This is a genomic window from Paenibacillus plantarum (genome assembly GCF_013141695.1).
GTDB classification, from domain to species: domain Bacteria; phylum Bacillota; class Bacilli; order Paenibacillales; family NBRC-103111; genus Paenibacillus_E; species Paenibacillus_E plantarum.
The window spans coordinates 27,842-41,713 of record NZ_WHNY01000026.1; the positions used below are offsets into that span (position 1 = coordinate 27,842).

At 44.2% G+C, this 13,872-nt stretch carries 10 protein-coding genes; all 10 read right to left on the reverse strand.

Annotated features, from left to right (window positions below):
- Positions 1-33: 33 nt before the first annotated feature.
- Entirely contained in the window at positions 34-807 is a 774-nt protein-coding gene (locus tag GC096_RS07215) for an SDR family NAD(P)-dependent oxidoreductase (RefSeq protein ID WP_171629571.1), read from the reverse strand.
- Positions 808-962: 155 nt separating this feature from the next.
- The gene (locus GC096_RS07220) at positions 963-1,718 is read right to left on the reverse strand and encodes an IclR family transcriptional regulator (RefSeq protein WP_171629572.1); all 756 of its coding nucleotides are present in this window, start codon (positions 1,716-1,718) and stop codon (positions 963-965) included.
- 53 nt (positions 1,719-1,771) lie between these two features.
- A complete protein-coding gene (locus GC096_RS07225) occupies positions 1,772-2,536 on the reverse strand; it encodes an MOSC domain-containing protein (protein WP_246302625.1) in 765 nt (254 codons plus the stop codon).
- Positions 2,537-2,654: 118 nt separating this feature from the next.
- Entirely contained in the window at positions 2,655-2,924 is a 270-nt protein-coding gene (locus GC096_RS07230; protein WP_171629573.1) for a hypothetical protein, read from the reverse strand.
- A gap of 100 nt (positions 2,925-3,024) precedes the next feature.
- Positions 3,025-3,339: a VOC family protein gene (locus GC096_RS07235; RefSeq protein WP_312886213.1), complete on the reverse strand. Its 315-nt coding sequence runs from the start codon at positions 3,337-3,339 to the stop codon at positions 3,025-3,027.
- Between the two features lie 793 nt (positions 3,340-4,132).
- Complete coding sequence (locus tag GC096_RS07240; protein WP_171629575.1) at positions 4,133-6,034, reverse strand: MerR family transcriptional regulator; 1,902 nt, start codon at positions 6,032-6,034, stop codon at positions 4,133-4,135.
- A 160-nt stretch (positions 6,035-6,194) separates the two neighbouring features.
- Positions 6,195-7,409 (reverse strand): formaldehyde dehydrogenase, glutathione-independent, encoded by a 1,215-nt coding sequence (gene fdhA / locus GC096_RS07245; RefSeq protein WP_171629576.1) that lies wholly within the window; start codon positions 7,407-7,409, stop codon positions 6,195-6,197.
- Between the two features lie 224 nt (positions 7,410-7,633).
- Positions 7,634-9,922: a chondroitinase-B domain-containing protein gene (locus GC096_RS07250; RefSeq protein ID WP_246302626.1), complete on the reverse strand. Its 2,289-nt coding sequence runs from the start codon at positions 9,920-9,922 to the stop codon at positions 7,634-7,636.
- A 260-nt stretch (positions 9,923-10,182) separates the two neighbouring features.
- Positions 10,183-11,244 (reverse strand): beta-galactosidase BglB, encoded by a 1,062-nt coding sequence (gene bglB, locus GC096_RS07255; RefSeq protein WP_171629577.1) that lies wholly within the window; start codon positions 11,242-11,244, stop codon positions 10,183-10,185.
- A 15-nt stretch (positions 11,245-11,259) separates the two neighbouring features.
- On the reverse strand, positions 11,260-13,860 hold the full coding sequence (locus GC096_RS07260) for a discoidin domain-containing protein (RefSeq protein WP_171629578.1): 2,601 nt from the start codon (positions 13,858-13,860) through the stop codon (positions 11,260-11,262).
- Positions 13,861-13,872 lie beyond the last annotated feature (12 nt).

Below are 13,872 nucleotides of genomic sequence, written 5' to 3' on the forward strand. Positions count from 1 at the left end.
TCTCTGCGAATAATTGCAAATGCTGATCTTTACTTATGCATTCTTACCGAATACCGCGCCACCATCAATGTATAAAGGTGAACCCATCATGAATTTGGAATCATCTGATGCTAGGAATAGGGCAGCTTGCGCAACATCCTCTGGCGTTCCGAGCTCATCGCTAAGTTGTCTACTTTTCAGTGAGGCGATAGCTGCCTCAGGATCATCATAAGATGTTTTTAAATAATTCTCAACAAATGGTGTTAAAATCGTACCAGGCAACAGCGCATTTACCCGAATTTGGTAAGGGGCATAATCGACCTGCATGGATTTCGTCAATGCCAGTACTGCTCCTTTGGTAGCTGCATAGGATGCACGTCTAGCTAACCCAATCTCAGCAACGCAAGAGGACATATTGATAATGGATCCACTGCGCTTTTCCATCATATGGGGAATAACATATTTGGACGGCAAGAATACGCCGCGAATATTCACACGAATGACACGATCCCATTGGTCCGGCTCTAACTCATGTAGGGCGCCAACACCGCTAATTCCTGCATTATTAAAAAGCACATCAATTCGTCCATACGCTTCGATTGCTCGGTCTACCATCGTCTTTACGGAATCCGGATCCGTCACATCGGCTTGTAGGAAGAGCGCATCCCCACCATTAGCTTGAATTTCGGAGGCTGTTTCCTCACCTTTGACCGCATCCAAATCATTGACGATCACATGTGCTCCTTCTTTTCCAAAAAGTAGTGCTGTGCTTCGCCCGATGCCTGATCCTGCGCCTGTAATTAGAATTACTTTCTGATGTAATCTCATCTGGTTTCACCTCTTAGTTTATTATAATAAACTTAGTTTATAAAATATCATAGACTAAGTCTATCATCCGACGTCAATCGCGTCAACGCCAAATAAACCAGATACCACCCGTTGCCCGGATCTAAACTGGTTTACCTGAAACTTCGTCTTGGTGGCTACAGTGGCACGGTTGCCGACAACGCATGTGCGAGGATCTGAATCTCTTCTCTCGCCAAATCTTGTTTCTGTATCCATTGATGTATGGGCATCGAGCAACTAACAGCCGCTATCCAATTACCGTTCCGATCAGCAATCGGCATGGCGAAGCAGTAAAAGCCGAGCACGATTTCTTCTTGATCCATCGCATATCCTTGTTTTCTTACCATTCGAAGCTGTTCCAACAGTTCTTCTCCGCTTCGAACCGTATTCGGAGTAAAAGCTTGATAGCTTCCTTCTTCGTACAAGGCGAGCACTTGAGCATCCTCCAAAGCAGACAGTAATACTTTACCCATCGCCGTCGCGTAGGCAAGCATACGCATGCCAGGCTCAGAGATGAGACGAACTGGCGTTGGCGCCTCTTTTTTGGCTAAATACACGAGCTCGCCTTTCTCCAATCTAGCCAACTGAAAGGTTTCACCAAGCCGCTCCACGGAGCGAGCAGCTTTCTCCTCAAATAACTTCACTAGCGACATACCAGAGAAATATGCGTTGCCAATCACACCGAAAAAGGAGCCGAGCACATAGGTATCCCCTTTTTCTCGGATGACCCAATTCAATGTCTCCATCGTATGTAAAAGCGAAAACATCGTGCTCTTATTAATCCCCGTTGCACCGCTCAAGTCCATTAACCTAAGTTTAGAAGGCTGCTCTGCAATTAATTGGAGAACATCTTGTGCTCTTTCTAGTGCTGGGACCCAATATTTTCTTTCCATGCGCATACCTCACTTAAACTTGACTATCCATAACCGTTTCAATTGATCCTTTATTACAGTAATTTGACCGTATCGCCGAGTCGAATTTGACCTGTTTGAATGACAGAAGCATAGACACCAAACTGCAGGTCAAAGCTTTCGTTTACTTTTTTGAGTACAGAAGGATCCTTATCCAGTGAATCTGGATCTATCGTAATCATCATACATCGCTCACAGTAGCTGTCTACCTGCAATTGTACTTCGCCAATAGAAATCTGTCGAGCTATCCATTCTCCTTCGGAGCAGGCATCGTCATCTAACGCGACTACGAAATTTCCACGAAAGCGACGTTGGTCCAAATCCTTACCGTGCAGACGCTCGAGTTTCCTTAAGCTAGCATCTGTGATAAGAAGTATGCTGGCACCATCAACGGAAAGCAGATGTGGATGTTCTGGATGCTGCTCTTTTAATCGCGACATGGTAAGGGGAGTCTTCGTTTGACTTTGAATTTCTTTCAATAGTGCGTCATCCCAACCGAATAATCGCCCATCAGCAGCTTTTATTTGGATATCTCCGTTGAGATAACTCGCTTGATAGGTTAACATGTTAGGCATATTTCGTGCCGTAACATATCGCCACCAGCCCGATTTGGATTCATCATAAAAGGCTCCAAACCGATCCCCTAGCATCCCATAGGTTTCAATCTGACATGATGTCAAATGCTCACCGGCGAATGACTTTATGGGATACCGATTAATTTCACTAATTTTACCAATGGTCACCTGCACAGGTCGTTCCTCCATCAATCTGATATTCCGCACACGCAACCATTTTACCATGTCGTATACCTCAGAGCTAGGTAATGCCAGTCGCCGCGCTTACTAGTAGATGAAAAAAGCCACCTGATTTGGCGGCTGATCTTTATCTCTATATGGTGATGTAAATATTAGAGGTTAACTACATTTTAGAGAGTATAACCGAAGTAATCATCCCTGCGACCGGAAGCCAGAACAGATATGATTTGAGAAGTCTACCTAACCAGTTGTGTTGAGCAACTACCATTTTTGTAGGATCGTGATTTCTTTGTAAGTCTGTTATTGCGCCTGTAGCATTCCAAGTATTCATATAATTCGACCTGCCGCCACTTCCGGGGGAAAAAAACATAAGCATTACCACCAAGAAACCTAGCGAGCCCATAAAAACGTAGTCAGATATTTGTTGCAACATGTTTAGCGCCCCTCCCATAGCTGATCTACATTTAATTATATATTAAAATTTGAATTTATTCCATTTTTACCCTGTTAGGTTATCATAGAACTTCTCCCGCTCAACATTTGCAAATCATCAACAAGTTACCATCTGGATCCTTAAAATTAAACCAATGTCCATGTTCGATACCCGTGACGATTTCAACATTACGGTCTTTCATGAATTGATAAGCCTGCTGTATATCATCCGTGTTAAAATGGAACGCAGGATTTCTATATGTAGCATCCACATGAAATATTTTGCTGTCCAAAATAAGATTTGACCCATTATTATCCAATGGTATGCAACAAAGATGGTCAGCGATAATATCAAATGTAGGTTCCAATCCAAGAATACCGCAATACCATTCTCTTGCGTCTCTAATGTTACTCACAGGAATAAAAATGCCTCCGACTTTACTTAAAATAATGCCCACATTTTTCACACTCCCTAATTATTAAAGTACTACGTATTAAGATCTATTGTATCATATTAATTGGTAAAATAAGGAGGTTCCTCGCTCAGGTGTTAGATATCTCTGCACAACGCTGAAATTGAGGAACGTGGTTCCCTATCTCAGCAACGTGCTCCTTTACCCCGCAACCAAGACATCGTAATAGATCACAAAATAAACCTGAGGCTCTGCCTCAGGTCCTTAGTAATTACCCAATCTGATGTGTATAGGGAGGGTTGTCCATGTTTCAAGATAAACAGGCGAGCATATTCTTCCCAAACCTAAAGAGTATCGCAAAAAGAGGAGGGTTGAATTTTCTAACGGACATGATAGCCTCTAATAGCTAAAAATGAGGCCGTTTTGATTTTTAATGGACACCATAGGCGTTATTGACTGTTTTGTGTGGCAACATGTATGGCAAGGGACTACATAACCTCCGTGGCGTCCGTTAGCACTTGGACTCCCTGCTTTTCTTATTAAATAACGGCCCTCCTGTCCGTAACTCAGAAAAAATGAAAGCTAACCTTGCATCACAACTGGTTCCCCCCTCATCTGCTCTTATCCCAACAGCAACGGTTAACCTAATCGAAGTCTTACTACTACCCATTTTTTTTTGAAAGGGGGGCGCTTTCACAACACCCCTAACGTGATTCTCGTAAACCCCAAACATATAAAACCTTATCTTTCAAAATAAGCCACACAGTACGTGTGGCTTTCTATATGTCTTCCTTACTTAAATGCCTAAAAATTTGGCAAGTTTATCAAGCAAACGTTGTTGGGAAGACAACTGTATCGATATCGTGTCAAATCGATTGTTCAGTAATTCTTCATTTGAAACGACTTGTTTGCTAACTGCTTCATCGATTAGCTCATTTAATTTCTGCGTATTGATAGCGTAATTATTACGCATTTCTTGCTCTAATTCTGTGATACTTTCCTTATGTTGCTTACGTAATTCATAGGTCACTGCATGCATCTCATTCCTAAGATTTTGCTCCAACACTTCTGTGATCTTGGGTTGAATGGTACAGAGTTCTTGTTCCATCTTCGAGATACTTTCTTGAAGTTGATTCTTTAACTCAATTGACGTGGCCTGCGTGTCACTCCTGAGGTTTTGCTCCAGAGCTTCTGTCAACTTGGGCTGAATCATAGTGACTTCTTGGAGCTCTTGTTCCAATCTGGAGACACTTTCTTGAAGTTGATTCTCTATCTCACTTGTTGTTGCCTGAATGGCACCTCTGAGATTCTGCTCCAGAGCTTCTGTCAACTTGGACTGAACAGTCGAGAGCTCTTGGAGTTCTTGCTCCAACCACAAGACACTTTCTTGTTGCTGCTTCTGCAACTCACTTGCCGATGCAAGAATTTCGTCTCTGAGGTTTTGTACGAGAGCTTCTGTCCTTTGAGGCTGAACAGTACTGAGCTCTTGGAGCTCTTGTTCCAACGTCAAGACACTATCATGCAGCTGCTTCTGTAACTCATTTGTCGTTGCCTGCATTTCACCTCTGAGATTTTGCTCTAGCAATTCTCTCAGCTTTGGCTGAACCGTATAGAACTCATGGAGTTCTTGCTCCAATGACGAGACACTTTCATGAAACTTCTTCTGTAACTCATTGGATGATGCAATTATTTCTCCTCTGAGACTTTGCTCCAGAGCTTCTGTCATCTTGAGCTGAACGGTATTGAGCTCTTGGAGCTCATCTTCTAACTTCGTGAAGCTTTCATTTTGCTGATCTTGCAGCTTCGTTGTTCCTGCGAGTAATTCACCCTTGAGATCGTGCTCCAGTGTTTCTATCAGCTTAGGCTGAACGGTATAGAGGACATGCTGCAGTTCATTAACTTGCTCTGAAACACTCTTATATTGTATGTTGAGTACATCAATGTGAGCGGCAACTTCGCTGCTGTCATCTTGTTCAATGACCTCAGCTACCTTGCAAGTAAAAATCTTGATGATATTACGCAGTTCTGCAACTTCTTCAGAAATGCCATTAAATTGAAGATTTAAGGATTCAGCTATTTTTGTAATCCGTTCATCCTGATTAGCGTCCTTCGTGACTTCGATCATCTTTTCCATAAATGTAAGAACAATATTGCGAAGTTCTGCGACTTCATTCGTAAGCTCATCGAACAGAACGTTGACGTCATTTTTAGTTGGCGCGACTTGTCTACCACTTGCAATAGAAGATATACCAACCAATTGACTATCATCTACTACTTCGTTTATACGCCTTGGTGTTTTAATTGCTTCTATTTTTTGCGTTAATAACTGTACCAGGTTACGTAATTCCAAAATCTCACTACTTACAATTGGGTTAACTTTGTTGTCTACAAGTGGTTCGTTCAATTCTGGAACACTCACTGCTGAAGAAGTAACAGGTATCTCTCCACCACTAGGCGTACGAATACCTTTCTGGGACATTTCCTGTAAATGTTCGCTAATCATCTTATGTGATTTATTGGCATCTTTCATTTTTGCAATAACTCGAAATATTTCGACTACTTCTTCTGTATATCTTAAGCCTCCTCCAACAGTGGTGGACGGAAGAAAATCAGCAAATTGTTTGGACCATTCCACGACTGTTCCTTGCGTTCTTTTGATTAAACGCGCAATCTCATTGACCTTATATGTCCTTTTCATTTGTTAACGATCATATCCTTTCTTCTTATATCCCGTAGGCTTAGGCATCTATAACATGTTATTCAGGGCCATATACAAATGACAATGAATATGTGAAATAGTTAGCATCGCAAAGAGGCTGCCCCATATGTAGGACAGCCTCGAAATAAAAAATATGAAATTATTTTACAAGTCCATGTGGATCAATGACGAACTTGCGAGAAACACCACGATCAAATTCTTGATACGCTTGAGGCGCCTCGGCCAAAGAAATGAGAGTCGCGTTGACCGCCTTGGCAATCTGTGCTTTGCCACTAAGAATCGCCATCATCAGATCTCGGTTATATTTCATAACCGGTGTTTGTCCCGTGACGAATGTATGTGATTTCGCCCAGCCCAAACCAAAACGAATTTTCAACGTACCGATTTTAGAATCTTCATCCACTGCACCAGGGTCCCCTGTGACATAGAGTCCCGGAATCCCCAAGCTGCCTCCTGCACGCGTAACTTCCATAATGGAATTGAGCACGGTTGCTGGTGCTTCACCATGCGCTTTGCCATGACCATGGGCTTCAAAGCCTACGCAATCAATCGCGGAGTCCACTTCAGGAGAGCCCAGAATCTGGTCGATTTGCCCGGCTAGATCCGCATTCTCACGCAGATTAACGGTTTCGCAGCCAAAGCTTTTGGCTTGTGCTAAGCGCTCTGCATTCAGATCCCCAACAATGACAACCGCAGCCCCTAGCAACTGTGCAGAATGCGCAGCAGCAAGACCAACTGGACCCGCCCCAGCTACGTATACGGTCGAGCCTGGACGAACGCCTGCACTAACAGCGCCATGATAACCTGTTGGGAAAATATCAGAAAGCATCGTCAAATCTAGAATTTTCTCCATCGCTTTCTCTTTGTCCGGGAATTTCAGCAGCTGAAAATCGGCATAAGGAACCATCACATATTCGGATTGTCCACCAACCCATCCACCCATATCCACATAACCATAAGCAGAACCTGGACGATCTGGATTTACATTCAAGCAAACATTGGTATTCCGCTCTCTACAACTACGGCATCGACCACAGGCAATATTAAAAGGTACGGAAACAAGGTCTCCCTTTTTGATAAACTCGACATCACGACCTACTTCAATGACTTCCCCCGTAATTTCATGACCTAGAATAAGCCCTGAGGGTGCGGTTGTACGCCCCCTTACCATATGCTGATCACTGCCGCAAATGTTGGTCGTTACGACTTTAAGAATAACACCATGCTCACATTTTCTACCGACATTCAAAGGATTAACGCCAGGTCCATCTTTTAGTACTAATTCTGGATAATCGGTGTCACGAATTTCAACACTTCCTGGTTTGCTGTAAACAACTGCTTTATTTCCTGCCATCTTCTCTTCTTCCCCTCACACAGTAGTTATGCTGAGTTAGTCCCATTCATAAACAGTGTCTAAGATCGCAAAAGCTCGGAAGTAACGCAAACACAAGAATACTATTCTCCCTTCTCACCTATTATCCTGCCTGTACGCCATGAAAATGATAGCGATTACAAAATAAATCAAGAACGCACAGCCAAGCTGTTGCGCTCTTGATGGATAACTCTCTTTAAACGAACTTATGGTGCGCTAGGTCCAACCTCTGAAGCTGCCAGTGGATGTTTCCCAAAGGAAGTGCTTGAAGAGCGCTCATCCGCTCCAATGTCATTGGAGGAACGTGTTTCTCCATCCATATCCTCTGTCACATACGAATAGCTTCCTACTGCTGCATTGATTGCCGGACTTGTGGATGACAACTTTTGCAATCCGTTTAACGTCGTGAGTAACGGGTTTGTTGCCCATATTTGAGCCGTAGTCCTTGAACCATTGTTGCTTACTGTGCTGCCGTTCCCTATGTTCCCCTCAAATACCGTGTTGGTGGTGCCAACTTCATAATATAGAGTCCCTGTAGAATTTTTTACGATATTATTAGCCACTCTGCTGTCCTGTGGAGCTAAGGGTTTACCTGAACCAACGATGATGCCCGTCGTGCTGTTCACAATCGTATTGTTGACGACTTGTGCTCGGTAGATTTTCCATTGCGCTTTCAAGTCATCCGCTGATGGGTTGGAAGGATAGCCACCTGTACCACCATCATAATCAGCATTATCAAGAATAATTGCGTTAGCCGTCAGATTCTCCATGTAGTTGTTGTAGATCTTATGATCATTGCCATAAATGCGGATTCCTGCTTGTTCCGATTCTACTCCATCACCGAGGAAATAATTGCCGTAAAAGGAGTTGCTATGTCCATGTCTTGAGGTGAGTCCACCCTTGGACGTTTTGAAGGTATTGTAGCGAACCGTATTATTACTGCTTTTTACAGAAACGATTTCGGGTTCACCATCGCAGTTTTCAAACAGATTGTACTGGATCGTATTATACCCATTGGACAGTGATATTCCTGATAAGCCGAGACGTATTGTTTCCTTGCCATTCGCGACCCATGGCCCTACGTCATGAAAATAATTATATTCAATAACATCATACTGAGAGATGTTTCCATTTCCGTCACCTTGATAGGCAATTAGCGGATCCGTGTCGCTCTTCGGACCAAAATCATTATGGTCAATGCGATTATGATGGCTATTAACGCCACTAACCTGCAGCCAGATGAGGGTTCCTCCTGTTGCTTGTAGGGCAAATCGATTTCGAGTTACTCGAATGTTATTAGAACCATCTAGCAGCAGTGCTGTGTTTCCTAAATTTGTGAACTTTAATCCTTCGATAACGACATTCGAAGAATTTTGAATTTGCAGAGAGGCACCGCCAGAAATGATTGCCTGACCTGAATTAGCTGCCTTGATCGTGATTGGGTTACTCGCTGTGCCATTTTTGTTACTTAGTACAAAAGGTCCTGTTTGCGAGTAAGTCCCATTGGCTAGAACGATTGTCGTACCTGCGCTCGCATTACTTAAGGCAGTTGCTAACTGTGCGGAAGTGGAAACAGACACACCCGGTATCACTGGGGCATCACCATAAATTTCGACCTCGGTATAACTGTTCCATAAGTTAGCAGAGTTACCATGACCAACAATTCGCACATAACGAGCTGACGCTACATCCGTAAAGTCGAAAGTTTGGAGGCTTGTATTCAAACTGCTCGTCACATTTGCCTGAACCGTCGTGAAATTCACATTATCGGTGGACGTTTGAATATCGAAAGTGGAGGTTCTCGTATCTCCGCTTACAAAAGCCATTTTGATATAACCAACCCTGACGCTTGATCCTAAATCGTACTTAATCCATTGTCCGTTACCGCTAGCTGACCAACGAGTGGTTAAGTTGCCATCTACTGTGTTAGCAGGCACGTTGCCATCATCGCTACTCGCCGTTACGGAAGCTCCTGCGATGGAGAACTTCGTATCTACGGAAGCGCTTGCAGAAGTGTCGCCGTAAATTTCTACCTCGGTATAACTATTCCATAAGTTCGCAGAGTTGCCGTGTCCCACAATCCGCACATAACGAGCCGGATCTACATCGGGGAAATTAAAGGTTTGGAGGCTCGTATTCAAGCTGCTGGTCACATTAGCCTGAGCCGTCGTAAACGTAACATTATCTGTAGAGGTTTGAATATCAAAAGTCGAGGTTCTCGTATCTCCACTGATAAAAGCGATTTTAATGTAAGATACTTTTTTCACCGTGCCCAGATCATATTTAATCCACTGCCCATCTCCGCTTGCTGACCAACGCGTCGTTAAGTTTCCATCCACCGTATTGGCAGGCACATTCCCATCATCCGCGCTCGCTGTTACTCCAGATGCCGCAACCGTCAGTTTCGCGTCTGCCGCATAACCAGCAAAAGGAATCATGGTAAGAAACAAACTCATTAATAGCATAACAATTCCAACTTTTTTACCTTTTCGCATAAATACATCCTCCCTTGATTCTCATTTGAACCCTTGCATCCGATCTAATCTTTGAACTCCTTTCATTCGTATTGAGTGCGTGCACTCTCCATCAATTTAATACAAATTACGGAAAATAAGCATCATCATAATCGTGAATGCACCTTCAAAATCGAAACTGATTACCCTCATTACCTAAACTCGCTATTCAAATATAGATGTCAGGCATATGAAGAGGCCCATGCTCAGTTGCATGGACCACCGACGATCATTCGTATGATTTATTTACATGCTTCCACCATAAGCATCAATGCCATGGACTGCCCATACGGCATCGGACATTGTTTGATGTTGCGGTAATAATCAAGGTTATCCTTTAAGCCTGTACCGTAAGAAACACCATGGACAATTCCTTCATCATCAATTTTGCTTATGACACCTTCCAGTGCTTTCAGTCCCACAGCGCGATAACGCTCATCAATAAAACCTTTCCGTACTGCCTTCAAGATGCCATAGGCAAACGCAGAAGAAGCCGATGTTTCCAAATACGAATCAGGCTGATCCAATAGGGTATGCCATAGGCCGCTTTCATGTTGAAGTGTGGCCAGTGTTCTCACCTGTCGTTCGAGTGACGAGATCAGGAACTGGCTTACACCCGTTGGCAGCGGAGCGATATCCAGATAATCTACCAGTCCTGCTGTATACCAAGAATTGCCACGTGCCCATAAGGCTTGCGCATAATGATGGTGCCCGATAAATGTCCAACCGTGAAAGAACAACCCCGTCTTCACATCGGTTAAATATTTGAGATGGACTAAGAACTGTCGGATACTCTCTTGGAAATAAGCATCATCTTGCAACAGGACACCCATGCGTGCTACGAACAAAACGATCATATACAAGGTATCATCCCATAATTGACCTTCGTTCAGATTCCGTGTAACACAATGCTGAAGGCCGCCTTCATCCGTTCTCGGCATTTCTTCCATCACATATGTGACCCATTCTTTACAAAGCGCCACATACGCCTTATTCCCTGTTTCCTCAGCCAAATAACTTAACGTCAGCATGGGACACATCGTATTTACATTCTTGTCCGGTAAGCCTTCAGCAATCCGCTTGTCAAACCATTGTATGAGCTCATCTCTGATCGCTAAGTTGCCTGTCTCCTTATAATAGGCGTACAAAGCAAACAATCCAACGCCCTGAGGCCATTCCCAATTATCCATCGACACAATGCCAATCGCGACACTTTCTTGAAATGCTGGTTTTAAAGCTTTCATTTGATGAATGAGCTTTGAAATGATGTGTTCATACTTTTCAAGCGTAGCAGCATTTGTCATAACTCATTTCACTCCTTAAGTGAGAATAGGCTGTATGAGACGGTCCTGTAGCTGTTGTGTATAAAGACTGCGAGGATTTACATGGCTACCGAAACTTTCCCAATAGGCATCCTTGCGTTGCCTTTGATCATAGGGACTCGGGAGAAGTGGCTTGCCCTGACTTCCAACATGTCCGATCGCATAGTTTTGAGCGGTCGGTGGCTGTTGAGAGACCAGCTCATTGGACGTATTCCACGTAACATAGTTCGCTCCTGACCAACCATGGCCGCTCCCTAACCAGGCCCGATCCTGAATATGGATACGTCCCTCTACATTGTCATAGAGGCATCCCACTGACCACCGATGATGCGGTTCACTCGTGTTGTAATCCTTTTGCGACTCGCAATCGAGGAATACATTCGGCCCTGCGACACGTGCATCCACTGCAAAAGCATGTCTTGCGGTTTCCGAGTAAGATCGCTGTACGAGTGTTAATTCACCCATCAGATGATACGAATAGCGGCGGCCTCCCGTGATCACGCTGATAAAGTCATAGACTGCACAATCTTGGATTGTGATCCATTTCGCAGAGCGTCCAACCTGCACCAGTGCATGTTGGAAATGGAAACCAACGATATTGCGTATCCAAGCGTTTTTGACATGATCCAGATAAATAAAATTAATCGCATGCTGCTCGTCGGCCAGGTATGGTTCTCCGCCCTCATTACCGTCAATTCGCGATTCCACGATACTTGGATCATACGAAACAACTACCCTCAAGGACTCGATACCGATCTGTTCGATCCGGCCCCCATCCTCATACTTAATAAGTGCTCCGCCTCCCCAGCGGCTTTCAATCGCATTCGCGATTGGAGCGTCCAGCGTGATGCAATTGCCATCCATATGGGTGATTACTCTGTCGAACTCCAGCTGGAAGGGCAGCCAATTTGCCGTCCCGCCTGCAACGGGCCTCATGCGAATGGCATCCATGCCAATGGCATGAATCCAGCGTTCATTCCCGTAGCGATGCACCTTGACAGTGTCTCCGACCCGATATAAGGAAGCATCGGTAACATGAATCGTTCGAGCTCCCGATGTCACATAAAGATCGGAAATGGAGGTCTGCGTTTCAGCCAGTAGACACGGAGCTGATTCTCCCTTAATCTCGATCAAATTCCGCTGTTTGGTACCTGTAGCATACAGTAAGGTTCCACCTTCGTTTTCTCCTTCACCGCGTAAGACAATTCCACTTACCCTAATCTGCAAGGTACCATCAACAGGGTAGACGCCCTTCTTCAACAGAACGGTGCCGCGAAAGCCTGACGAAGATGGCGATAATGCAGCTACCTGATCAATCGCGTCTTGAATATGTGTCGTATTATCTCCCTCTACGGGTTCAAGTGAAATAACAGATGCGATATCAGGAATCGCTACGCCGCCTCCACCATATCCGCAATTCGAGAAGTCGATGATCTGATTCCCCTTGAAATCAGGCACATAAACCAGTTTCCCATTTGTATCGACATGTACGATTTCACTTTGCCCCTCTATCGAACTATGAACGGGCTTAACGGTAAAATAAAAAGCATCATAGAAGGCGCTGCCATCTTCTACTTCCATCACAATGTTTATCCGGAATTGACCAGGATCCCTCGCTTCGCCAGGAAATGTAACTGTCGTTGCCGTATCCACTGCCAATTTGCACACGGGATGACTCACAATCAACTGATCCGTGGACATGTTCACCAATGTAACTTGCATGGTCATCGCTTCTGAAGGCCTAACATGCAACTCTGGAAGTGTACGACCAAGTTCCAAGAAAGCAGGCTGTCCAATTTCCATAACCAAGGAAGGATGTACAAGATCAATATCCACCAACCATTCCGTGGGATTATACACATCTATATAAAAGCTTGCCTCTTGCATCACGCCATCTAAAGTTACATTAGCCTTAATCTGAGAGATGCCCGACTTGAGACAGGTTATCACCCTATTCTCATCTACCGACACCACTTCCTCATGGCTGCTACGAATTGAAATTTCCCCATACGTTAAGTCAGCATCCGAACCATCTGTCAAAATTCCTTTCAAATCCAGCTCCGCTCTGTTGTTCACTTGCACCGCTAATGTATCATCTTGATCGTAATCGCGGCCTTCTACCGTGCAAACTACGCGATCTAACAAGGGACCCGCAGGAATCGCTAACCGATCATAAATACCGAAATCAATGAGCTGAAAATCACGTTCCGGATCAAATAGCTCCACTTCCAACTTGACATATCGTCCTTTAACTCTTGGAAACAAAACACTTTCGTCAGTACGAATTCCGCCTCTCGACGTTTCCCGACTAAAGGTTTCAGTCCAAATGACATCGTCGGTAGAATGAAGAATACGGTATTTAGAGATGAAACCGGATGCCAACTTCAACAGGACAAGATTGAACGAATAGCAATCACCCAGATCAACCGTAATCCATACGCGGTTATCATCCTTTTGATCGGAACTTGTTGGTTGCCAATAGGTAGTAAGGAAACCATCTACCGCGTGACGGCCAGTCCCCTTCGTACGTTCTGAACTGCAGGTTACTTCGCAATTTTGAGCGAGATTAATTTCCGTTATTGCTTCTGTTTTAGACATTCAAGCGTCCCT

Bases quoted from the DNA above. Each gene is read 5' to 3' on its own strand.
- GC096_RS07215 (WP_171629571.1), bottom strand. From the start codon at position 807: ATGAGATTACATCAGAAAGTAATTCTAATTACAGGCGCAGGATCAGGC.
- GC096_RS07220 (WP_171629572.1), bottom strand. From the start codon at position 1,718: ATGGAAAGAAAATATTGGGTCCCAGCACTAGAAAGAGCACAAGATGTT.
- GC096_RS07225 (WP_246302625.1), bottom strand. From the start codon at position 2,536: ATGGTAAAATGGTTGCGTGTGCGGAATATCAGATTGATGGAGGAACGA.
- GC096_RS07230 (WP_171629573.1), bottom strand. From the start codon at position 2,924: ATGTTGCAACAAATATCTGACTACGTTTTTATGGGCTCGCTAGGTTTC.
- GC096_RS07240 (WP_171629575.1), bottom strand. From the start codon at position 6,034: ATGAAAAGGACATATAAGGTCAATGAGATTGCGCGTTTAATCAAAAGA.
- fdhA (WP_171629576.1), bottom strand. From the start codon at position 7,409: ATGGCAGGAAATAAAGCAGTTGTTTACAGCAAACCAGGAAGTGTTGAA.
- GC096_RS07250 (WP_246302626.1), bottom strand. From the start codon at position 9,922: ATGCGAAAAGGTAAAAAAGTTGGAATTGTTATGCTATTAATGAGTTTG.
- bglB (WP_171629577.1), bottom strand. From the start codon at position 11,244: ATGACAAATGCTGCTACGCTTGAAAAGTATGAACACATCATTTCAAAG.
- GC096_RS07260 (WP_171629578.1), bottom strand. From the start codon at position 13,860: ATGTCTAAAACAGAAGCAATAACGGAAATTAATCTCGCTCAAAATTGC.